Origin of the sequence: Corynebacterium coyleae, from assembly GCF_030408635.1 — a bacterium.
Classification (GTDB): domain Bacteria; phylum Actinomycetota; class Actinomycetes; order Mycobacteriales; family Mycobacteriaceae; genus Corynebacterium; species Corynebacterium coyleae.
Window position 1 is genome coordinate 1516963 of sequence record NZ_CP047198.1, and the last position, 21632, is coordinate 1538594.

General features: G+C 62.0%; 20 protein-coding genes. 10 read left to right on the plus strand and 10 right to left on the minus strand.

Annotated features, from left to right (window positions below; translation table 11 throughout):
- Nucleotides 1-46 precede the first annotated feature (46 nt).
- The 3 genes from CCOY_RS07380 to CCOY_RS07390 all read left to right on the plus strand — a co-directional run bounded on the left by CCOY_RS07380 (nt 47) and on the right by CCOY_RS07390 (nt 3452).
- Nucleotides 47-1030, plus strand: coding sequence for a 1-phosphofructokinase family hexose kinase (locus CCOY_RS07380; RefSeq protein WP_280137887.1), 984 nt, complete (start codon nt 47-49; stop codon nt 1028-1030).
- 19 nt (nt 1031-1049) lie between these two features.
- Nucleotides 1050-3116, plus strand: coding sequence for a PTS fructose transporter subunit IIABC (locus CCOY_RS07385; protein ID WP_092100121.1), 2067 nt, complete (start codon nt 1050-1052; stop codon nt 3114-3116).
- 66 nt (nt 3117-3182) lie between these two features.
- Nucleotides 3183-3452 (plus strand): HPr family phosphocarrier protein, encoded by a 270-nt coding sequence (locus CCOY_RS07390; RefSeq protein ID WP_070422337.1) that lies wholly within the window; start codon nt 3183-3185, stop codon nt 3450-3452.
- A gap of 76 nt (nt 3453-3528) precedes the next feature.
- Here the strand turns inward: CCOY_RS07390 and CCOY_RS07395 are convergent, their stop codons facing one another.
- Nucleotides 3529-4806: a uracil-xanthine permease family protein gene (locus tag CCOY_RS07395; protein WP_092100123.1), complete on the minus strand. Its 1278-nt coding sequence runs from the start codon at nt 4804-4806 to the stop codon at nt 3529-3531.
- 77 nt (nt 4807-4883) lie between these two features.
- Here CCOY_RS07395 and nagB point away from each other — a divergent pair, with 77 nt between their 5' ends.
- The gene (nagB, locus tag CCOY_RS07400; RefSeq protein ID WP_092100127.1) at nt 4884-5645 is read left to right on the plus strand and encodes a glucosamine-6-phosphate deaminase; all 762 of its coding nucleotides are present in this window, start codon (nt 4884-4886) and stop codon (nt 5643-5645) included.
- 33 nt (nt 5646-5678) lie between these two features.
- On the opposite strand, the gene hflX is transcribed toward nagB, so the two are convergent.
- Entirely contained in the window at nt 5679-7223 is a 1545-nt protein-coding gene (gene hflX, locus CCOY_RS07405; RefSeq protein WP_092100129.1) for a GTPase HflX, read from the minus strand.
- Nucleotides 7224-7329: 106 nt separating this feature from the next.
- Here hflX and CCOY_RS07410 point away from each other — a divergent pair, with 106 nt between their 5' ends.
- Both CCOY_RS07410 and CCOY_RS07415 read left to right on the plus strand, forming a co-directional pair.
- Nucleotides 7330-8082 carry a hypothetical protein gene (locus CCOY_RS07410; RefSeq protein WP_208856563.1) on the plus strand — a complete coding sequence of 251 codons (753 nt, stop codon included), beginning with the start codon at nt 7330-7332 and terminating at the stop codon, nt 8080-8082.
- Nucleotides 8083-8100: 18 nt separating this feature from the next.
- Nucleotides 8101-8616 carry a hypothetical protein gene (locus CCOY_RS07415; RefSeq protein WP_070483813.1) on the plus strand — a complete coding sequence of 172 codons (516 nt, stop codon included), beginning with the start codon at nt 8101-8103 and terminating at the stop codon, nt 8614-8616.
- Between the two features lie 4 nt (nt 8617-8620).
- On the opposite strand, the gene dapF is transcribed toward CCOY_RS07415, so the two are convergent.
- From dapF to CCOY_RS07430, 3 genes are read right to left on the minus strand one after another with little or no spacing between them, the layout of a single operon-like run.
- Nucleotides 8621-9475 (minus strand): diaminopimelate epimerase, encoded by an 855-nt coding sequence (gene dapF / locus CCOY_RS07420; RefSeq protein ID WP_092100131.1) that lies wholly within the window; start codon nt 9473-9475, stop codon nt 8621-8623.
- Nucleotides 9418-10317, minus strand: a complete 900-nt coding sequence (gene miaA / locus CCOY_RS07425) for a tRNA (adenosine(37)-N6)-dimethylallyltransferase MiaA (RefSeq protein ID WP_092100133.1) — start codon at nt 10315-10317, stop codon at nt 9418-9420. The genes dapF and miaA overlap by 58 nt, the downstream gene beginning before the upstream one ends.
- A complete protein-coding gene (locus CCOY_RS07430; protein WP_092100135.1) occupies nt 10314-10880 on the minus strand; it encodes a hypothetical protein in 567 nt (188 codons plus the stop codon). The genes miaA and CCOY_RS07430 overlap by 4 nt, the downstream gene beginning before the upstream one ends.
- A gap of 130 nt (nt 10881-11010) precedes the next feature.
- On the opposite strand from CCOY_RS07430, the gene CCOY_RS07435 reads away from it, so the two are divergent.
- Entirely contained in the window at nt 11011-12375 is a 1365-nt protein-coding gene (locus tag CCOY_RS07435; RefSeq protein ID WP_092100137.1) for a DUF349 domain-containing protein, read from the plus strand.
- A complete protein-coding gene (locus CCOY_RS07440; protein ID WP_092100139.1) occupies nt 12375-13442 on the plus strand; it encodes a GNAT family N-acetyltransferase in 1068 nt (355 codons plus the stop codon). Before CCOY_RS07435 ends, CCOY_RS07440 begins: the two co-directional genes overlap by 1 nt.
- Nucleotides 13443-13586: 144 nt before the next feature.
- Here CCOY_RS07440 and CCOY_RS07445 read toward each other — a convergent pair whose 3' ends face one another.
- The 3 genes from CCOY_RS07445 to CCOY_RS07455 form a co-directional block, all read right to left on the minus strand.
- Nucleotides 13587-14201, minus strand: a complete 615-nt coding sequence (locus CCOY_RS07445; protein WP_092100141.1) for an Rv2732c family membrane protein — start codon at nt 14199-14201, stop codon at nt 13587-13589.
- A 41-nt stretch (nt 14202-14242) separates the two neighbouring features.
- Nucleotides 14243-16615 carry an ABC transporter permease gene (locus CCOY_RS07450; RefSeq protein ID WP_143028408.1) on the minus strand — a complete coding sequence of 791 codons (2373 nt, stop codon included), beginning with the start codon at nt 16613-16615 and terminating at the stop codon, nt 14243-14245.
- A 64-nt stretch (nt 16616-16679) separates the two neighbouring features.
- Nucleotides 16680-17375, minus strand: a complete 696-nt coding sequence (locus CCOY_RS07455) for an ABC transporter ATP-binding protein (protein ID WP_092102729.1) — start codon at nt 17373-17375, stop codon at nt 16680-16682.
- Between the two features lie 194 nt (nt 17376-17569).
- Here CCOY_RS07455 and CCOY_RS07460 point away from each other — a divergent pair, with 194 nt between their 5' ends.
- Entirely contained in the window at nt 17570-18715 is a 1146-nt protein-coding gene (locus CCOY_RS07460) for a sensor histidine kinase (RefSeq protein ID WP_167594448.1), read from the plus strand.
- Complete coding sequence (locus CCOY_RS07465; RefSeq protein ID WP_092100147.1) at nt 18712-19380, plus strand: response regulator transcription factor; 669 nt, start codon at nt 18712-18714, stop codon at nt 19378-19380. Before CCOY_RS07460 ends, CCOY_RS07465 begins: the two co-directional genes overlap by 4 nt.
- A 15-nt stretch (nt 19381-19395) precedes the next feature.
- Here the strand turns inward: CCOY_RS07465 and miaB are convergent, their stop codons facing one another.
- Nucleotides 19396-20925: a tRNA (N6-isopentenyl adenosine(37)-C2)-methylthiotransferase MiaB gene (miaB, locus tag CCOY_RS07470; RefSeq protein ID WP_092100149.1), complete on the minus strand. Its 1530-nt coding sequence runs from the start codon at nt 20923-20925 to the stop codon at nt 19396-19398.
- 122 nt (nt 20926-21047) lie between these two features.
- A complete protein-coding gene (gene recX, locus CCOY_RS07475; protein WP_092100151.1) occupies nt 21048-21632 on the minus strand; it encodes a recombination regulator RecX in 585 nt (194 codons plus the stop codon).

Below are 21632 nucleotides of genomic sequence, written 5' to 3' on the forward strand. Positions count from 1 at the left end.
TGTGGGATTCGTTGCAAAAACGGATACAATCGGACACACTGGTTGTGTGAGCAGCACAAAGAACACGGTGCGGGTAGTCACCCTCACCCCAAACCCCAGCATGGATGTGACGGTAAACGTCCCCGTGCTTAAACGCGGTGAGGTTGCGCGGATTTCCCAGACCCGAAAAGAGGCGGGTGGAAAAGGGGTCAATGTCGCGCACGCGTGTGCCAAAGCGGGCATTCGAACCATCGCGATTGCCCCCTGTGCCCCCTCCGATCCGTTTGCGGACGTCATCCGTGAACTGCCGGTGCAGTTTCACCCCGTTGCTATCGCGGCATCGGTGCGAACCAATACTGCGATCGTTGAAGATGACGCAACAACGACAAAGATCAACGAACCAGGAGCGAGGCTTTGCGACGACGAAAAGGCGGCCGTTGAATCAGCTATAGATTCAGTCGTCGCAGACGCTGAAGCCGTCGTTCTTGCAGGATCGCTTCCCCCTGGTGTCCCAACTGACTGGTACGCAGATCTTGTGGAGCGCATCCGTCGGGTTAATGCTGGCGCGCTGGTCGCAGTGGATACTTCCGATGCACCGCTGCAGGCAATTGGTGAGCGACTCGATACGAGCGCGCCGGACGTGTTGAAGCCAAACGCGTTTGAGCTCGCGCGGCTCACCGGTGGCGACGGCAGCGCATTGGAGCGCAGCGCTTCCGAGGGCGACTACGCCGCCATCGTTTCGGCAGCACAGAAACTGATTGACCACGGGGTCAACGAAGTACTGGTCACCTTAGGCGGCGCCGGTGCATGCTTAGTTACTCGCGCTGGTGCGTGGGCGGCGACCCCACCTCCAGTCACGGTGCTCTCAACCGTCGGCGCTGGTGATAGTTCGTTGGCTGGCTACCTGATGGCACGGATCGCCGGGGATGAACCAGCCGAGTGCCTCCGCCGTGCAGTGGCGTACGGCTCGGCTGCGGCGTCGCTGCCGGGCACTGGCATCCCCTCTCCTTCCGATATCGACCTTGAACACACTCACGTGTTCCCCGTATAACTGCATGAAAGAAGACAACGTGAATCAACCTCTCATCACGCCAAAACTTGTCACGCTTGATGCTGACCTTGGCATTTCTCCCTCCGATGTCATTGGCCAGCTCGCTGCACGTATCGCAGATTCTGACCGTGCGACTGATGCCGCAGCGGTGGCTGAGGCAGCCGTCGCGCGCGAGGCTAAGGCCGGCACCGGCGTGAACGGACGGGTCGCTATCCCGCACTGCCGTAGTGCCGCTGTCACCGAACCCACGCTTGCGTTTGCCCGGCTGTCCAACCCTGTTGACTTCAACGGCCCCGACGGTGACGCCGAGCTGGTGTTTCTCATTGCAGCACCTGAAGGCGGCGGCAAGGCACACTTAAAGATTCTCTCAAAGCTCGCCCGCGCACTTGTCCGCGGCGATTTCGTTGATAACCTCCGCTCCGCCGCGTCCGAGCAGGAGATTGTGGATCTTGTGCACGGCGTGGTCAATGCTGAACCGAAGAAGGCTGAACCGAAGAAGGCTGAGCCGAAGAAGAAGGCCGATGCGGTGGTGTCGTCGCAAAGCAATGCGCCAATTCGTATTGCAGCGGTCACATCGTGTGCGACCGGCATTGCGCACACCTACATGGCAGCGGATGCACTGACGCAAGCAGCTAGCAAGCGCGACAATGTTGATCTTCGTGTCGAGCCGCAAGGCTCCTCCGGTGGGGATCCGCTCGACCAGGCGTTTATCGATTCCGCTGATGTGGTGATTTTCGCCCATGATGTCGCTGTTCGCGGAAAGAGTCGCTTCGCGGGTAAGCCCGTGGTCGACAGTCCAGTCAAGCGTGGTGTCAACGAACCGGACACGATGATCGATGAGGCGATCGCCGCATCGAAGGACCCAAACGCACCTCGAGTAGCTGCAGCGTCGAAGGCAGATAGTGACGACACCGCGTCTGCCGCGACACAGAGCTGGCCCAAGCGCATCCAACAGGCGATCATGACCGGCGTTTCCTACATGGTGCCGTTCGTCGCCGCCGGTGGCCTGCTGTTGGCCCTCGGATTCCTCTTCGGCGGCGCGGACATGGCGAATGGCTGGCAGGCACTGGTCACCGAGCACTCCCCGACTAACCTGCCTGGCAATCAGATCACTGTGGACGGCGAACTCATTGCGTTCAGGCGCTCCGGCTGGTTGCTCTACCTCGGCGCAGTGCTCTTCGCCACTGGGCAGATGGCTATGCAATTCGTCGTGCCGGCACTGTCCGGCTACATCGGCTACGGACTCGCTGGGCGCCCGGGTATCGCACCTGGCTTCGTCGGCGGCGCAATCTCCGTGATGGTCGGCGCTGGCTTCATCGGTGGCCTGATCACCGGTTTGCTCGCAGGTGTGATCGCGCACTGGATTCAGACGTGGAAGGTTCCGCGCTGGCTGAGCTCGCTCATGCCGGTGGTGATCATCCCGCTGCTGACATCGCTGATCATCGGCGTACTGATGTTCCTGCTGCTGGGCCGTCCGCTCGGCGCTGTCATGGAAGGACTCACCGCGTGGCTGGAGTCCATGTCCGGTTCGTCTGCCGTGCTGCTTGGCGTGACTATCGGCTTGATGATGTGCTTCGACCTGGGTGGCCCGGTGAACAAGGCTGCCTACCTGTTCGGCACCGCTGGCTTGTCTGCGGGTACCCAGGGTGCGTACGAAATCATGGCCGCGGTAATGATCTCGGGCATGGTGCCGCCGATCGCACTGTCTATCGCCACCTTCCTGCGTTCCTCGCTGTTTACCCCGGCTGAGCAGGAGAACGGCAAATCTGCCTGGCTGCTGGGCCTGTCCTTCGTATCTGAAGGTGCGATCCCGTTCGCAGCTGCAGATCCGTTCCGTGTGATCCCTTCGATGATGCTTGGCGGCGCAACCGCAGGTGCGGTCTCGATGGCCCTTGGCGTGGGTGCGCAGGCACCGCACGGTGGCGTGTTTGTGATCTTCGCCTACCACCCGTGGTGGGGCATGCTCGTGGCGTTGGCTGCCGGTGTCGCGGTGGCAACGCTCGCTGTTGTGGCGCTCAAACAGTGGTGGCCTAACGATGAGATCCGAAAGGCTGCGAAACGCGAGGAAGAACTCGTGTCGGCTTAAGCACAAGGGCGTACACTCGACTGCAAAACGCATTCTTGAAAAACCGCGTGAAAGGAAAGTTGCATTATGGCTTCGAAGACGGTCAAGGTCGGTTCCACGGTTGGTCTGCACGCTCGTCCGGCGACGGTGATTGCGGACGCTGCTGGTGAGTACGATGACGAGATCCTGCTTACCCTGGTCGGCGGCGACGAGGACGATGAGACTGATGCTGCGTCCTCGCTCATGATCATGGCGATGGGTGCAGAGCACGGCGATGAGGTCATCGTCACCTCTGATAATGCCGAGGCGGTTGAGAAGATCGCCGCACTGATCGCGAAAAATCTCGACGACGAGTAAAAGCTTCTTGCTTAGCGACGACTACGCCCGGGCAACCACAGTGGTTGCCCGGGCGTAGTCTTTTTGATGGGTGAGGTTAGCGGAACTGACCTTCACCAATATGGTCGTAAGCCCACCGCATCATCGGATAGATAACGATGATGCCAACGGAGCCGAGGGCGATGCCTTCCAGGGTGACCTGCCCGACCTCGAAGGTGAGGTTGCCGATGCCGACAATCAGCGCGACGGCAGCTGCGGTGAGGTTCGCCGGGTCAGTGAAGTCGACCTTGTTGTCCTGCCAGATACGCACGCCAAGCATGCCGATCAGGCCGTAGAGCACCAAGCACGCGCCACCGAGCACGCCGGCGGGAATGGTGAAGATGACGGCGCCGAACTTCGGGATGAACGCGAGGATGATCGCGAAGGTGGCAGCCACCCAGTACGCAGCGGTGGAATACACCTTGGTCGCGGCCATGACTCCAATGTTTTCGGCGTAAGTAGTGGTGCCGGAGCCGCCGAAGCCACCCGCCAGGGTCGTGGCGATGCCATCGCCGATCAGTGCCCGGCCCTGCATGTGGTCCAGGTTGCGGTGGGTCATCTCGGCGACCGCCTTGACGTGTCCGACGTTTTCAGCAATGAGCACAACAAGCACCGGAAGTGTCACTAGCACGGCAGAAAGGTGGAACTCCGGAGTGTGGAACTGCGGCAGGCCAACCCAGGCGGCGTCACCGATTGTGGCCAGCGCGTCTTCACTCAAGCCACCGCTCAGTGCCGCAAATAACCATCCAACCAGCACACCGATAAGGATGGACAGACGCGAAAGCATTCCTCGAGAGGCAACAGTCACGACGACGATGGTCAAAAGCGTTACACCTGCGACTGCTGGCTGTGTTTGCACGTTGCTGACCGCTGTCGGTGCGAGATTGAAACCGATAAGTGCCACGATCGCGCCGGTGACCACAGGCGGCATGACGGCGTCGATAACGCGTTTGCCGGCCCATTGCACAATCACACCGACAAGGATCAACGCCACACCGGTCAACAGCACGCCACCGAGTTGCGCGCCGATACCGTACTGCTGTGATGCAGTCAGCGGGGCGATGAAGGCAAAGGAAGAGCCGAGGTAGCTAGGCAACTGGTTCCGGGTGATCAGCAGGAAAATAATCGTGCCGAGGCCAGAAAATAGCAATGTGGTGTTGACCGGGAAGCCGGTGAGCGTTGGCACCAACAACGTCGCACCGAACATGGCCACTACGTGCTGCATGCCGATGCCGATGGTGCGCGACCACGACAGTCGTTCGTCGGGGGCAACTACGGCCCCGGGTTTCACACGGCGTCCATCGCCGTGCAGGGTCCAACCAATGGAGTTCGTCACGAGTCTTCATTATGGCCCTCGTACGCCACGCATTACTAATCGTGAGCAATGGGACACGAGCGGGTAAATTGCTCCCCATGGAAATCATCATTCGACGCACCCCTGAGGAAGTCGGCGCATACGCCGCCGATTGCATCGAGCCGTTCGCCCGCGAAGGCGCAACCATCGGCCTTGCGACCGGTTCCTCCCCCAACCCAACCTACAAAGAGTTGATCCGTCGCCACCGCGAAGAAGGTTTGAGCTTTGCTCGCTGCAAGGCATTCTTGCTCGACGAGTACTACGGCATTCCCCGTGACCACGAGCAGTCTTACTACTCGACGATCCGCCGCGAGTTCACCGGCTCTATCGACATTCCGGATTCGTCCGTTGCGTCTCCCGACGGCGAGGCCGCCAACCCCCAGGCAGCAGCTACCTCCTACGACCACGCCATCCGCCACGCGGGCGGTGTAGATATCCAAATTCTCGGCATTGGCGCAAACGGACACATTGCGTTCAACGAGCCGACGAGTTCGCTGCGCTCCCGTACCCGTCTCATCGACCTGCATCCACGCACGATCGAGGACAATGCACGCTTCTTCGATTCTGCCGACGAGGTCCCGCGCCAAGCCCTGACACAGGGCATCGGCACCATCCTTGAGGCACGCCACCTGGTGCTTATCGCCACTGGCCCGGCGAAGGCTAACGCGGTACAAGCACTCGTCGAGGGGCCTCTGTCCGCATCGTGCCCGGCATCGGCACTGCAGCTGCACAACGCCGCGAAGGTTGTCGTAGACGAAAGCGCCGCCGAGATGCTCACCGGGGCCGAAACCTACAAGGCGTTCGACCCTTACTGGCGCTAACACCGGGGTCAACGCCAACCCGAACCGCCAGGCTTAGGAGACGACGAACTCCGCATACTGGTCGGCGAGGACACGTGGCAGGCGGACGTCGATACGCGTGCCCTCTGCCTCGTACTCCTCGGAGCGCACTGTGCCCTCCTCGTGCACGCGGCTTACCACATCACCGCGGGTGTAGGGCACGACCATGGTCACGTGCGCGTCGATGGAGTTGAGGTGCTGCTCGATGCGCGCCTCTAGCTCGTCGATTCCCTCCCCCGTCAGCGCGGACACAAACACCGCGGTGCGGCCGGTTTTTTCAAAGGCGTGGCGAAGTTCGGCGAGCACGATCGGGTCAGCGTCGTCGATCTTGTTCACCACAACGATCTCCGGCGGCATCTCCTCGCCCGAGTCGCGTGTGACCTCTGCAAGGACCGCATTGACTGCTTCGATCTGCTTCAGTGGGAACGGATCCGAACCGTCCACGACGTGCAGGACAAGGTCGGCGCCGCTGACCTCTTCGAGCGTGGACTTAAACGCCTCAACCAGCTGGGTAGGCAGGTGGCGCACAAACCCGACAGTGTCGGTCAGCACTACGTTGCGCCCGTCTGCCAACTTGGCCTTGCGCGTCGATGGGTCGAGAGTGGCAAACAGCGCGTCCTCCACCAGCACGCCCGCACCCGTCATCGCGTTGATCAACGAGGATTTACCCGCGTTGGTGTAGCCCGCGATCGCGATCTTCGGGATAGTGGAGCGCTGGCGCTGCGCGCGCTTGATCTCTCGGGCAGTCTCCATATCGCGCAGCTGGTGGCGCAGTTTGGCCATCTCGGTGCGCAGGCGGCGACGGTCGGCCTCGATACGCGTCTCACCAGGACCACGCAGGCCCACACCGCCGTTGGAGCCAGCACGACCGCCCGCCTGACGCGACAGGTTGCCACCCCAACCGCGGGTACGGCTGTAGAGGTACTCCATCTGCGCAAGGCTGACCTGTGCTTTGCCCTCTTTACTCTTCGCGTGCTGGGCGAAGATATCGAGAATTAACATCGTGCGGTCGATCACCTTGATCTTGAGGGCTTCCTCCAGCGCGATCATCTGCGACGGCGAAAGCTCACCATCAAAAATCACCGTGTCAACGCCGGTAGACAGCACAATCTCACGCAACTCCGCAACCTTGCCGGAGCCGATGTAAGTACCCGGATCAGGTTTGTCGCGCTTTTGATACAGCATGTCGACGACTTCAGCGCCGGCTGTTTCCGCCAGTGCTGAAAGCTCCCACATGCGAGCCTCAATCTCCGCAAGGGTGCCTTCGGTCCACGCGCCAACGAGCAAGACCTGTTCGATGCGGAGTTTGCGGTACTCCACCTCGGTGATGTCTTTTTGGTCCTGCGAGCGGATCTCGGTCGACCCGGTCACGGAACGAAACGCGTTGCGCTCCTCCAGGTCAAGCGCGCCTACCGTCGGCTCGGATTCGTCAGGGACGGTGTTGTGCCGAAAAGCCTCACGGAGAAGTTCGTCGTGGGCGCGCTGCTCGGGCGTGGTGTCGTCGTCACGCAAAAAGCGCTCACGGTTACCGCCGAAACGGTCAAGGTGGGGTTCAGTCATTACATCCTTTAATGGAGCTTGAAATGTCCTCTTCATATCTACCCCATTAAACGCAGATACGGCCGAGATTCTTCCCCGTGTGCGACTGCGACTATTATCGGGCGCCATGAGCACAGCAATCAGCAACGACCTCGCCGCAATCGGCTTGAACTTTGAGAAGTGGCAGGACGCTGTGGAAGCCGCCATTGCCACCGACCGTCTCGCAGTCACTGGTGAAGTGCGCGGCGGCCAGCTGATCCAATACGCCGACCCCTCAGGCGCCCAGCTCAACATTTTGGCAGTTGAGCCGTTCGCTACCTTTGCAGGATTCGATTCCGTGACCCGCACCTACGCGCACGTCACCCCAATCAACGACGTAGTTGCGCTCGCCGATGTGGTGGACCCACGCGGCAACGCGATGGCATCCCTGACCGTGAATCTTGCCCAGGGGCCGCTGCTTGTCGACGAGCCCACGCTCCAATGGCAAGAACTCTCCGTGACCGCACTCGCGCTGACAACGGAGCGCTACACCTCAACCGATGCCTACCTGGCCCTGCACCCGGGAGCGGTGGTTGGCACGGTAACCTCCCCGGGCGCCGAAGCAGTCGCATCCGGTGCCGCCGCTACCCCGGACGCACGCGCCGAATTCTCCGGCCGCGTACTGGATGCGGAATACCGCACCTCCGAACTGACCGGCCAGCGCTTCATCCACGTCTCCGTCGACGCCGCGTTCCCGTTCGACGTATGCCTGCCCGACGGCGACCTGCCGTCCCGCGACTCCGTCATCGCAGGCACCGCAGTGATGGCCGGCTCCATCCCCACTCGGACCGGTGGCGGCTGCGGCGGTTGCGGCGGATCCTGCGGTTGCGGCGGCCATTAATCCCGTAGGGCTTGAACCATGAGTTCACCGGACAAAGACCTCTCACGAGCACTACTCGGCGCGCTCGTACTCGCCGCCTCAGTAGTGCTTGTCTTGACGTTGAAACTACCCGGTCTGCTCGTGTCTGCCCTACTGATTGTTTGTGCATTCTTCATCAGCCGACATCTGCAGCCTGACCCCGAAGTGGCAGCAATGCGCTCGTCACTGCAGTACGCGCGCGACGACATCCTCGAAATTCTCGACGCATACGAGAAGCTCCAAAACGGCGCATCAGCCGCCGACATTGCAGATCGCACGCTGCACTACCCCGCCCTGGCAAACCCAGATAACTCAGTCCCCCAGATCAACGAATTTCTGCTCCGGGCCTCCTCCGCGCGTCGCTTCATCGAGCGCGTTGACGGTTATCTCGAATCCCCCGGCACCGACAAAACCCAGTTGGAACGCATCTTGATGGTCGCCGACGAGCGTGCCTTCGAACTCCAGGAGGCCTGGGACGACGCACGCCGGGCCGCAAAAGAGATCGGCCCGGCGTAACGGTTTAAAGTTCGCGGGCCAGCTCTCCACGGAACACGATGGTGGCCGGGCCGGTCATGGTGGCTACACCGTCGTTGAGCTCGACTTTGACGGCACCACCGGGGACGTTGATGGTGACGGCACCGTTTTCAATTCCGGCATCTGCAAGCACTGCCTGCGCTGCAGCAACCGTGCCGGTCCCACAGGAGCGGGTCTCCCCGACGCCGCGCTCCCAGACACGCATGTGGGCCTCGCCGTCGCGAAGTTCGGTGAGCACCTCGACGTTGACGCCTTCAGGGAAGAACTCGGAGTCGAAGGTCGGGGCGACAAAGTTCATCTCCGCAAGCCCTTCAGGTGTCAGCCCCGGGATCACGCAGGCGAGGTGCGGATTGCCCACGTCCACGCCGATGCCAGCAAACTGGTTCTCCCCCATCGTCGCGGTGGATACACCGGTGACTTCCACCGGGCCCATGCCGACGGAGACGACGGCATCGGCCTCATCAGCTTCGAGCACCCGGATGTGCTTCACCCCGGCGCGGGTGTCCACGTCGAACTCGCGGGCATCTTCAAGCCCCTCGGCGACGAGCACATGGGAGAAGGCACGGATGCCGTTGCCACACATCTCGGCGATGGAGCCGTCGGCGTTGCGATAGTCCATGAACCACATACCGTCACGTCGGACGACACGCAGCAGGCCGTCACCGCCGACGCCGGCTCGGCGGTCGCACAGGAAGGCGACCTGCTCAGGGGTGATGTCGAGTTGGTCGTCGACGTCGATCAGGACGACGAAATCGTTTTCGGTGGCATGTGCTTTCAGGAACTTCACGCCAGCGAGTCTAACGCGAGATCCACCACGCTCGAATCGGCAGCATCGAGCCATACCGTGCGCGGGTCGCGGTTGAACCACGAGCGTTGCCGGCGCACGTAGCGGCGGGTCCCGGTGATGGTCTGTTCGAGTGCTTCTTCTTCGGTGAGTTCTCCGTCGAACATGGCGAGAACCTGCGCGTAGCCGATGGCGCGACCGGCGGTGGAATTGCGGACGAGGCCGTCTGTGACCAGGGCGCGGGTTTCATCGATAAACCCTTGTTCGAACATCATGCGGGTGCGCAGCTCGATGCGGGGGTTGAGCCACTCGGCGTTCGTGCGCAGGCCAAGGATGCGCGTACCCCAACGTGGAGGTGCATTCTTCGGCGGTTGGGAAGCCTTGAACGGTTTGCCGGTCAATTCGATGACTTCAAGGGCGCGCACGGTGCGGCGCGGGTCTTTGTCCTCGATGATGCTGGCTGCTTCCGGATCGACCTCGGCGAGTTCGGCGTGCAGCGCGTCGACGCCGATCTCCCCCAGACGCGCCTCGTAGCGGGCGCGCACGGTGGGGTCGGTGGGTGGGAAGGACCAGGCGTCGATAAGCGACTGCACATACAGCATCGAACCGCCCACCAGCACCGGCACCTTGCCACGCGCCATGATCTCCTCAACCGTGGCCACGGCAAGCGTCTGGTACTCCGCGACGGAGGCGGTCTTGGTCACATCCCAGATATCCAGCAGGTGGTGCGTGATGCCTTCGCGCTCCTCCACCGGCAACTTCGCGGTGCCGATGTCCATACCCCGGTAGAGCTGCATCGAATCCACGTTGACCACTTCCCCGCCGAACTCGTGCGCAAGCGCAATGCCAAGCGCGGACTTGCCGCTGGCGGTAGGACCTACAACTGCAATGGGGTTCATACGCTCCACTCCGCTACATACCGACCGACACCCAGCGTGTCATCAGCATCGATCAACCGCGCATCCTTGCGCTCAAGTGATGCGAGTTCACGCCACATTTCCGGTTCGAGCACCTGCGTATCGACGAGCACAGCTTCACCACCGTCCAACCACCGCACAATGGCCTCGTGCGTCTCCGGCGCGCCGGGCACCAAGGCCAGCGGGGCGCGCGGAGTTAACCCCGCAGGCCCGTCGACGACGACAACGGTGATGGCGGCGGGGTCAGGGTCGTCAATGCGCGAACGTACCTCGCGAACCTCCGGGTCCCCCAGCGCAAACCTGGCAACCAGCTCACCTAAGTGGTTACCACCACGCACCGTGATGTCAGGGCCTCCCCAGGCACGAAACGAGCCAGTGTGCGCCGTGTACCACCGCTCATCGAGGCAGCAGACGATATCGATCGGGTGGCTACCTGCAGTTTCCGCCAACGCACGGGTGACGGCCAGGAGGCGCTGCGAGGCGTCGTCGTGAGGCGAGAGCGCCAACGCAGGCGATCCGGGGATGATCCAAAGGTTTGCTCGCACCCGCCCAACCCTACCTAGCACCCCAATTCGCCCCGCAGTGGTGTGTGTGGCTGTACGATCGCTTGCATTGCGCAAAGGCAGCCGCGACGCGCGGCACAGTGCGGCCCATGCCGCGGAAAGGACGACCACCATGACCGAGTCGAACCCCACCAACACACCAGGCAAGATCCCATCGCCTGCCGCCATGGCGAAGAAGGGCCCGAAGCCTCGGCCACGCCCGGCCGCGGCGCCTGCCGCCCCGTCAGTGACACCGGCGCCTGTTCCGGCGCGTACGCCGTCGGATCCGTCGAAGTTTGGCCGTGTTGATGCCGAGGGCAACGTCTTCCTCACCCGCGGCGGCACTGAACGCCAGATCGCGTCCTGGCAGGCAGGTACGCCCGAGGAAGGCCTCGCACACTACGGGCAGCGTTACGACGACCTGGTTACCGAAGTCGAACTCATCGAGACCCGCCTGCGCGCTCACCCGGAAGACGCCGATGCGATCCGCAAATCCGCAGAGGCACTCAAGGCATCGCTTGACGGCGCCGCAGTGATCGGCGACCTCGACGCCGTCGAAGCCCGCCTCGATGCTGCCATCGCCGCATCCGCCGATGCGCGTGAGCAGGCCAAGGAGCAGAAGGCGGAGCGACGTAAGGCAGCGATCGCCCGCAAGGAAGCCCTCGCCGCCGAAGCCGAAGACCTGGCGGAAAACTCCACCGAATGGAAGCGCGCCGGCGACCGCATCCGCGACATCCTCGAGGAGTGGCGTGGCATCCGTGGCATCGACCGCGCAACCGATGACGAACTGTGGAAGCGCTACTCCCGCGCCCGCGACAGCTTCAACCGTCGCCGCGGCGCCCACTTCGCCGAGTTGGACCGCAACCGCGCCCAAGCCAAGAAGGTCAAGGAAGAACTCGTCGACCGCGCCGAAGCGCTCAAGGACTCCACGGATTGGGGCAACACCGCCCGCGCCTACCGCGACCTGATGACGGAATGGAAGGCCGCCGGCCGCGCCCCACGCGAGGTAGACGACAAGCTCTGGGAGCGCTTCCGCGCCGCCCAGGACCACTTCTTCGAAGCCCGCAACGCCGTCAACGCGGAACGCGACCGCGAATTCGAGGCCAACGCAGAAGCCAAGGATGCGCTGATCGCCGAATACGACGCGCAGATCGACCCGGCTAAGGGCCTCGGCGCCGCGAAGGCGAAACTGCGCGAACTGCAGGACAAGTGGGACGAGATTGGCTTCGTTCCCCGTGGCCGCGTCCGCGAGTACGAGAACAGGATCGCCCGCATCGAGCAGCGAGTTTCCGACGCCGAAGACTCCCGCTGGCGCAAAACCAACCCTGCCCAGCAGGACAAGGTCAACCAGTTCCAGGTCAAAGCCGACGACTTTGAGCGCCAAGCCCAAGAGGCCGAGGCTAAAGGCAACGCCGCAAAGGCAGCAACGCTGCGTGAGCAGGCGAAGCAGTGGCAGGAATTCGCCGACGTTGCCGCGAAGGCTGTGAACGAGGGCTAGTGCTCACACCACAGCAGTACGTCCCCCGGCCCAACTCATCGGAGGCAGTGGTCGGGGGTTACGCATTTTCCGCAACGCTCGCCATCCAAGACATCACCGGTCTTGCCACCTCTGGGGTGTCCGCATCGCACATTGCGAAGCGTCTCGAGCCGTCCGCCGAATCCGAAGCAATCCTTTTCGCGCTCACCTCCCAACAGGCGCCTCGCCCGGTGACGGATTTGGGCTACCGCGAGCTTTTCGACGACGACCTCGACCACACCGACGCCTGGCTCTTCATCTCCCTGCCCCTGCTCGAAGACCGTCGCGTGATCGAAGCGAACTTCACCTTCGACGCCGAGATCGCGCCCCTGCCCGGCGAAGATGAGCCGTCCGAGCCGTGGGCTGCAGCACTGTCGCTTCTCGACGACCTCTCCACCCGCCTCGAACGTCCCATCCGCCAACTCTGGGTCACACACCTGCCCGACGCTCCGGCATCCCCCGCGTTGACCGAAGCCGGCTACACGGCGGCCTTCCGAGAAGACCAGGCCACGTTCGAGATCACCGCACTGGAAGCGCTGCCCGATTCTGGGGCCGCCGAGTTTGCAGTCATCGAAGGCCCGGGATTCTTCTCCAAACGCAAAGCAGGCGCCGACGAGGTAGAGCAGTTCTCCCGTCTGCTCACCGCGGCATCGCGCGACTACCCTCGCGGCGACCTGGTGATGGACACCATCAACTGGGACCTTGAGCGCATCCGCGACGCCGGCGCGAGGCTGCAAGACCGAGGCGGCTCGCAACTGACCGGACTGGCCTACGTCGACGGCGTCATCGTCGGGCTCTGCGAAGTCGTGCGCTTCCACGCCGACGACCCGAAGGTCTGCGAACTCGGCCTTGTCTACGTCCTGCCAGAGCACCGTGGCCGTGGCATCGGCAAATCCCTGCTGCGCGCGTCGCTGACCCGCGCCAAAGAGATCTGGGAAGACTTGGAGACGGTGTACTGCTCCTACCCCGCCGACTCGCCCACGGCGAAGGCCATCATGCGCGGGCTTGACGCCAAGGTGGTTTCGTCCACCACCGCGTGGCAGGTTTAGCGGTAGGCAACGCGCACACCTCGTAAATACCGATATCGGCGTTTACAGGGTGAGCTGTCACAAAAGCCCAGGTCGCGGATCGGTGGTCACGCTACATGACGATATCGGCTTTTGCGGGCTTGGGACCCCCCGAGCTTGTACCTGTTAGTCCAACGTCTTGCGGTGTCGCTCTGCTGCGCGGGCACGGCGGTCGTCGATAAGCAAAGGGTTTTCCTGCTCCCTTGTCGCCGCGCGCTGTGCGAGCGCCACCTCATCCTTGTCTTGCGCTTCGGCGCGCTGCTTCGCGACGGCCACCTGCTCCTCGTTGCGCGACAGAATCAGCAGGAACACCGTAAACACCACGATCACTACCGCGAGCAGGACCAGGTAGTAGCCGGGACCACGACTAATGCCGGAGGCGTTGGAGTTGCGCAGCCAGATGCCAAGCACGGAGTAAACCAGCGAGACGGTGGTGACCATCCACGCGGGAACCGCGAGTGCGAAGCGTTGCGTGACCACGGCAAGTGTGGTCAGGACACCCACGCCGATAAGCGAGATCCACGCGAAGACGTACTCCGTGAACGCGGTTTGAGCGTCCTTCGCCGCGTCAGTTACGGCGAGCGCCTGCCACAGCGATGCCCCGCCGACGAACGGCAGGAACAGCGCCACCACGTAGATGGCCACCGCGGCGGCGAGCACCCAGCGCTTTACGCCCATGTCCACGGTGGATGCGGCTTTCTTCTCCGCGCGGGCAAGGGATTCGGTATTGGGCTGCGTCATGACAGTCACTGTAGCCCCTAGTACCTGCTATTGATTATCCGCTACTGCGCGAGCGCCGCAGCCGGCGGAATAGCCGCGGCTCGGCGCGCCGGTAGCACTGCTCCAATCGCCGAAGCTGCGAGCAAGCCCACCACCAGTGCGGCGAGCGAAGCCCACGGGATCGCTGTCACAACATGGAGCTTCTCGCCTCCTAGTAGCGCATTCGCCCCAGTAACGCCGAAGAGCACTCCGAATACCACGCCAATGAGTCCAGCAGCGAGAGCGAGCAGCAATGTCTCAGTCAGAACCATCCCTGTAATTTGGGTGCGCCGGGCTCCAAGGGCACGAAGCAGACCTATTTCTCGATAGCGCTCGGTAACTGAAAGCGCAACGGTGTTGGATAGTCCCACTACTGCAATGACCAGCGCTACAGCGAGAAACGCGAGTCCGAGCGCAACGAATCGTGTGAGTTCCGCATCCGCCTCGAGGCGTTGGACGGCCGGGCTGTTCAGCGTTGCCACACCGGGTAGCTCGCCAATCGCATCCGCCGCGTCAAGTGGGTCAGCTCCGGGCACCACCTTCACCCACACGCTGGGTGTAGACACCGCGAATCGTGCAAGATCCGATTGGTGCACGATGCCCATCAGGGGCGCGCCTTCGATAACCGTGATATCGAAGGGGTGTGCATTGCCAGACTGACGGAGGGTGACGGTGACTAGCCCTGACCCCGCAGTGGTCTCCGGTGTGGGTGGCAAAATGATCGTTCCTGGCTCGGGTTCAGGGATGATCGCGTCGCTGCGAAGCACGCTACCTAGCTGCGGGGTCCACGCTGCCACGGTCATCGGACCGTCACTATCCGGCGATGCAGCGAACTCCGCGTCAAGCACGACGTCTGACACGACGGCAGTATTTGCAACCTGGGGAAGCTGACTCACGCGGTTGCCTAGCTCCACAGGGTTGTCCGTGTCTCCGGCTGGAGTGACAATGATGTCGGTTGGTGTCGCAGCCTCGACAATTTCGCCCATCGTGGCCTGGGCCGTAGTGCTTCCGGAGAGCAACGCTGCCATTAATGTCGCCCCTAGCCACACTGCCGCTGCGGTGGCGTCAGATCGCCCGGGGTGGCGCCGCAGCTGCTCGCTGGCAAGCTCCGCGTGCGCTCCCCCTCGAGCAATTGCTATCCGGCTGAAACCCAGTGCCGTGCTCGTAAAGATTTGCGCTCCAGGGATCAACAAGCCGGCACATGCGAGGAGCACTCCTGTGATCACCAGGGCCAGCGACTGAGTGGCCCCGCCGGTGACGGTCACAGCTATCCCGGTGAAGACGAGCAGCACCGCCAACACCGTGCGCGCACCACCCCCACCACGAGAACCGCCAGGTGTCCGGACTGCTGGCTCCGTCCGACGAAGGGCTTCGACTGGCGCGACACGAGTTGCCCGTCGAGCCGGCCTTACAGACGACAAAAGGCTAGGAAGAACTCCAGCAGCCAATCCAAGCGCGATCAGCCGCATCCAGAATCCCGCATCTGTTGACGCGGCAGGCATCCCCTTCAGCGCCAAAACTCCGGCAACCACGCCAAGTGCGATTCCGCCCGCCGAACCAAGTGCGCCGGCGACAGCGGCGTGGGCAATTACCGACGTAAACACCTGGCGTCGCAAAGCACCTATGCTCCGCAGTAGCGCAATCTCCCTCGTACGGCGTGCAAGCTGAAGTCTGTAGTTGTTACCCACCACCACGAGCGCAGCAAGTAAGGCGACAGCGGTAAGCAGACGCAGCGCGAGCATTACAGTTTGTGTGCCAGCTTCGTACTTCGACGCGTTCGCAGCAACGTATTCGCTGCTGCTCTCGACTCGCGCGGTAGTGCCAAATTGAGCAACTTTCTCGGCAACCTGTGCCCGAACATCGTCGACGCTGCCGCTTACTTGAACAAATGCTGCGTTGCTTCCCGCGATCCCCAACAGCCGCTGAGCGGCACTGCGCGAACACAGAAGCGTGGGCAGGGACGGCTCCATCGTCGCGCCGGGTTCAGACTCCGCGGTGCCGACAACGACGATGGTTTCGGAACCGCTGCCGTTATTCTTGAGGTTGATCTCGGCGCCGGGCAGATAACGCATCGGCTTTCCTGGGGTTTCCACAATGACCGACTCTTTGTCACTGGTGGGCATACGCCCCGCAGTGAGGCGGAACAACGTGTCGTCGAGAAGCGACTGTACTTCGATGGCTGCGCCTATTTCATCGTCGACCACCGCGATACCGGCAGTCTGTTCTTCGACCTTCTCTACTCCTGGCACTGCCCTGATCCCCCCAATGAGATCTGCGGGTAATGCCGAGTCAGCACCGGTGAGGGTGACAATGAGGTCAGCGTCGCCGGTTGCGGTGCGCACGGCTCGCTCGAGATCTCCGCGTACACCCGCTTGGAGGAAAACGGTGAATGTCACGAGCGCTGTAGCAAACAGGACAGCGATTAAGTTCGCTGGCGAAGTGCGAGAGATACGGAGCACGCTAATTCACCGACCTGGCGACGTCTCTGGCAATACTGCCATCGCGAAGCTCCACGATTCGATCAGCCCATTCGGCCACGGCTGCGTCATGAGTGACCATGACGAGAGTTTGGTTGAGCTCATCCGTGAGGCGCCTTAAGAACCGAATGAGGCTCGCACTCGTAGCTTGGTCGAGAGCACCAGTGGGTTCATCAGCAAAAATGATATCCGGCTGAGTAATCAACGCGCGGGCCACAGCAACGCGTTGCTGCTGCCCTCCCGAAAGCTCCGCCGGTTTGTGAGTGAGACGGTCCAGCAAGCCCAGCATCCCCACAACGTGATCAAACCAAACCGGATCCGCCGTGCGTTTGGCCATTTTCAGCGGCAAGACGATGTTGTCTTTCGCGGTGAGTGTTGGAATTAGGTTGAACGCCTGGAAAATGAATCCAATCCGGTCTCGCCGGGTGATGGTGAGCTGGTCGTCGCGCATCGCAGTGAGCACGTCGCCGTCCAACACGACCTGTCCCGCATCCACGGTGTCCAGGCCTGCAGCACATTGAAGAAGAGTGGATTTTCCAGAACCGGACGGGCCCATGATTGCGAGGAACTGCCCACGCGGAACATCCAAGCTCACCTGGTCAAGCGCCCGGACCGCGCCCGCACCGGTGCCGTAGGTCTTTTCGACTGCGTGTACATGCAGCAAGGGAGGATGTGTCATGGCGACAGTGTCCCTGAGGCCCACGCGTCGCCACATCGGACTGCGGTACACAAACTTCATCTACTGCAGGAGGATGTACTGCGTAACGACAACGGAGGACAATACAGAGCATGGTTGAGGATTTCGCTGAACGCGTCAAAACCCGCCCATTAGTATGGGGCTGCATAGTTGCGACGCTTTCCTTTCCCTTGCTCATGATCGGAGCACTAGCCCGGTATCCGCTCCCCGATGAGTGGCCCAATCTCCTTCTTGCCCTGGCATTCACCCTGCCCCTGATATTCCTGTTCGCCATCCCGGAACTCACCGTGATACTCAGCGTCCCCGCGCTCGTGGGGCAGGTGTTTCTGGGGCGGCTTGCGGATGCCGCAGATCTCACCTCCGGCAACGTCGTCCCGCTCATCGGCTTGTGTTTCATCGCTGTTCGGCGAGGATCGACGCCCACACGCTGGTGGACTGTGGCTTCCGTGCTTGCGCTGACCGTGCACACGTGGTTCCGGTGGAACAGTTCGGCAACTCGGCCCGCGCGCACAATCGTCGATTGGATCCTCGATCCGATTCCGGTATTGCTCATCTCAGCGGTCCCTGTAATCGGTTCAGTGTCGCTTGGTGCCGTCATCCGCATGCACCGAGAGCGCACAGCCATGCTCGCAGTCCAAGCTGCACAGACCGAGCGCGACCATCGCCTCACCACCCAACTCGCCGTGGAGCAGGAGCGATCGCGTATCGCCGCAGATCTTCACGACATCCTCGCCCACTCCTTGTCGGTCATCGCAGTACAGACGGATGCCGCGGCGCATGTGCTCAAGCAGTCTCAGAACTGCCCGCCTGGAGCCTATGAGGCAATCAGTTCCGCGCACGTGGCCGCTGTGCAGGCACTACAGGACACCCGCAACCTGGTTCGTGCAGTCAGTTCCGAGACCGAAGACCATGCCCCGCAGCCCACCTTGGAGCAATTGCCTGACCTGGTGCAATCGTGCGACCCCACGGGTAAGCGCTTCGAAATTCGAAGTCCCGACGACCTTGCAAACTCCCCGCTTTTGCCCTCTGCTCAAGTCGCTTTGTACCGCATCGTGCAAGAGGCCCTCACGAATGTCATGCGCCACGCCGGTGAAAGTGCCCGAGCGTACGTGGCCGTCACCGAAGTGGGTGAGCACGTCCGCGTCGAGATCGTCAATAGTGGCGCTGCCCGCCACACCGACGGCGCCCGCGGCATCGGAATTGCGAACATGACCCAGCGAGCTCGAAGCGTCGGAGGGGATCTTGTTGCAGGCCCACGGGACGAAGGAGGCTTCGCAGTGGTTGCACAGGTGCCAATTGCAGGCCAGGAGGTCAAGGCATGATTCGCGTATTGCTTGTCGACGACCAGCAGCTGGTACGAACCGGCTTTCGCTTAGTACTTAGCACCGCGCCGGATATCGAGGTGGTCGGCGAGGCTGCAAACGGCAACGAAGCGCTCGAACTGCTTGAAAGCGGTTTGGAAGTGGACGTGTGCTGCATGGATATCCGCATGCCGCACATGAACGGGTTAGAAGCAACGCGAGCAATCACTGCCGCCGGGTACCACACCCGCGTAATTGCCCTAACCACCTTCGATCTCGATGAATACGCCTATGAAGCACTCGCCGCAGGCGCGTCAGGGTTCATGCTCAAGGACTGCGGTGCAGCAGATCTCATATCGGGGATTAGAACCGTTGCCACTGGCAACGCGATGCTTGCCCCTTCAACCACTGCGCGGGTGATCGATCGGTTCCGCCCACATATGGCCGCACCGAGTCCTTCAACGCTAGCGGCGAAGTTGTCAGAGGAACTCTCTCCACGCGAGCTCGAGGTGCTCACCGCCATCGCGCGGGGACAGAACAATCAGGAGATCGCCGCTTCACTGCACATGGCGGAAACAACCGTGAAAAGCCATGTCGGTCGCCTCCTGAGCAAGCTCAACGCGAGGGATAGGGTTCACCTCGTCATCATTGCGTACGATGCCGGTCTAACCACTCCGCGGCAGTAATCCGAAGATGCTTCCCTAGCTGCCGCAGCAGGCGGAATTTGCTGGAGCGGCGGCGGGCCGGCCGATCGTCGGCAAGCCAAGCCCCACTCCGACAGGTGCAGTCGTTGGAACTTGGCCCGCCGCCGAATTGTCACCAGCCTTCGTACGACGGTGATGACGCACCCCGGAATCCGCGATGAGGAAGTGCGGCTTCGACTCTGTGATGGTGACAGTGACGTAATCGCCCGGGCGGATCTCGCCATCAATGTCACCCTCGACCGCAAAGTGCACCAGGCGACCATCACGAGCACGACCCGACATGCGGTGCGTCCGGTCATTCTTACGTCCGCCACCCGCTTGCACAAGCAACTCCTGCTCCGTGCCGATCAACTTCTCGTTCTCCTCGGCGCTAATTCGATCCTGCAGCGCAAGTAAACGCTCGAAACGCTCCTGCACCACAGCCTTCGGAATCTGCTGCTCCATCTCCGCAGCCGGCGTGCCCGGACGCGGCGAATACTGGAACGTAAACGCAGAAGTGAAACGAGCCTTCTCCACCACATCAAGCGTGGCCTGGAAATCCTCCTCAGTCTCACCCGGGAAGCCGACAATAATGTCGGTGGTAATGGACGCGTGCGGAAGCTTCTCACGCACCTCATCCAAAATCCCAAGGAACTTCTTCGACCGGTACGACCGGCGCATGTCCTTGAGCACCTTGTCGGAGCCCGACTGCAACGGCATATGCAGCTGCGGGCACACGTTCGGAGTCTCCACCATCGCGTCAATCACATCCGAGGTGAACTCCGCCGGGTGCGGCGACGTAAAACGCACACGCTCCAAGCCCTCGATGTCGCCACAGGCACGCAAGAGCTTGGAGAACGCAGAACGGTCGCGCTCCATGTCCTCGTCGACAAAGTTCACGCCATACGCATTCACATTCTGACCAAGCAGCGTCACCTCGGACACACCCTGATCGACGAGCGCCTGCACCTCGGCCAAAATATCGCCCGGGCGACGATCCTGCTCCTTACCACGCAACGACGGCACGATGCAGAACGTACACGTGTTATTGCAGCCCACCGACACGGACACCCAACCGGCGTAGGCAGACTCGCGCTTCGCCGGCAGGACAGACGGAAACACCTCGAGCGACTCAACAATCTCTACCTGGGCTTCGTCCTCCACCCGTGCGCGATCGAGCAACGCCGGCAATGCGGAGATGTTGTGCGTACCGAACACCGCATCAACCCACGGTGCCTTCTCGATCACCGTGTCGCGATCCTTCTGCGCCAAACACCCGCCGACCGCAATCTGCATGCCCGGATGATTCGCCTTCGTGTTCTTCAACTGTCCGAGCGAGCCATACAGGCGCTGATCAGCGTTCTCACGCACCGCGCAGGTATTGAAGACCACCAGGTCAGGCTCGGTCCCCTCGTCTGCCGCCACGTACCCAGCATCCTCGAGCAGGCCCGAGAGGCGCTCAGAATCGTGCACGTTCATCTGGCAGCCGAACGTACGCACCTCATAGGTGCGGGAAGTGGTGTTTTCAGAGGTATTTGCCGTAGTCACGGCGAGACAGTCTAACCAGGCGCAGCGCCGAGACCTAACTGTGTATAGCCAAACTCGGCGCCATCGGCTGCTTTAAGTCCTTCACTGATTTCAAGGTGGCTAAAGCCGACCAGACGCTGGAATCAAGCACTCTCGCACTCGGCGATGCGTTCGTCGAGTGCTTCCCTCCCCAAGTGCATTGCCATCCCCTGGTGAAACCCACGGCGGGCAAGTGCCCCAACGATCCGGCGCAAAAACTTGTCGTACTCTGCCCGATCCTCGGGTGCGTGTTTCACCTTGCGTGCTGCCTTTTCGGCGACCCCGCGGGCGATGCGCTCTTCATCGTCGTCAGTAATCTGCTCGAGCGCAGCCGCACGGTCCGCACTCCCCACTCCTTTGTCACGCAGCTCCATATCGAGCGCACGAGCAGACTTTCCGCGACGCGCAGCGCGCTGACGCACCCACTCAGAAGCAAATGAAGCGTCATTGATCAGGCCGGAAGCGGCGAGGTCGTCGAGGACTTCGTCGACAAGCGCAGGCTCAAACTCGGCCTTGATCAGCCGACCACGAAGCTCCTCAAGCGAGCGTGCCCGCTGATCCAGCAGCCCTAATGCGCGTTTGCGTACCGGGGCCTTCGCCTCCTCATGTGCGTGGTCGATGAAACCCGACCCCGGCTCGTACGCCTCGAGAGCAGCTTTGAGGCGCGCAATCTTTTCGGGGTCCGCCAT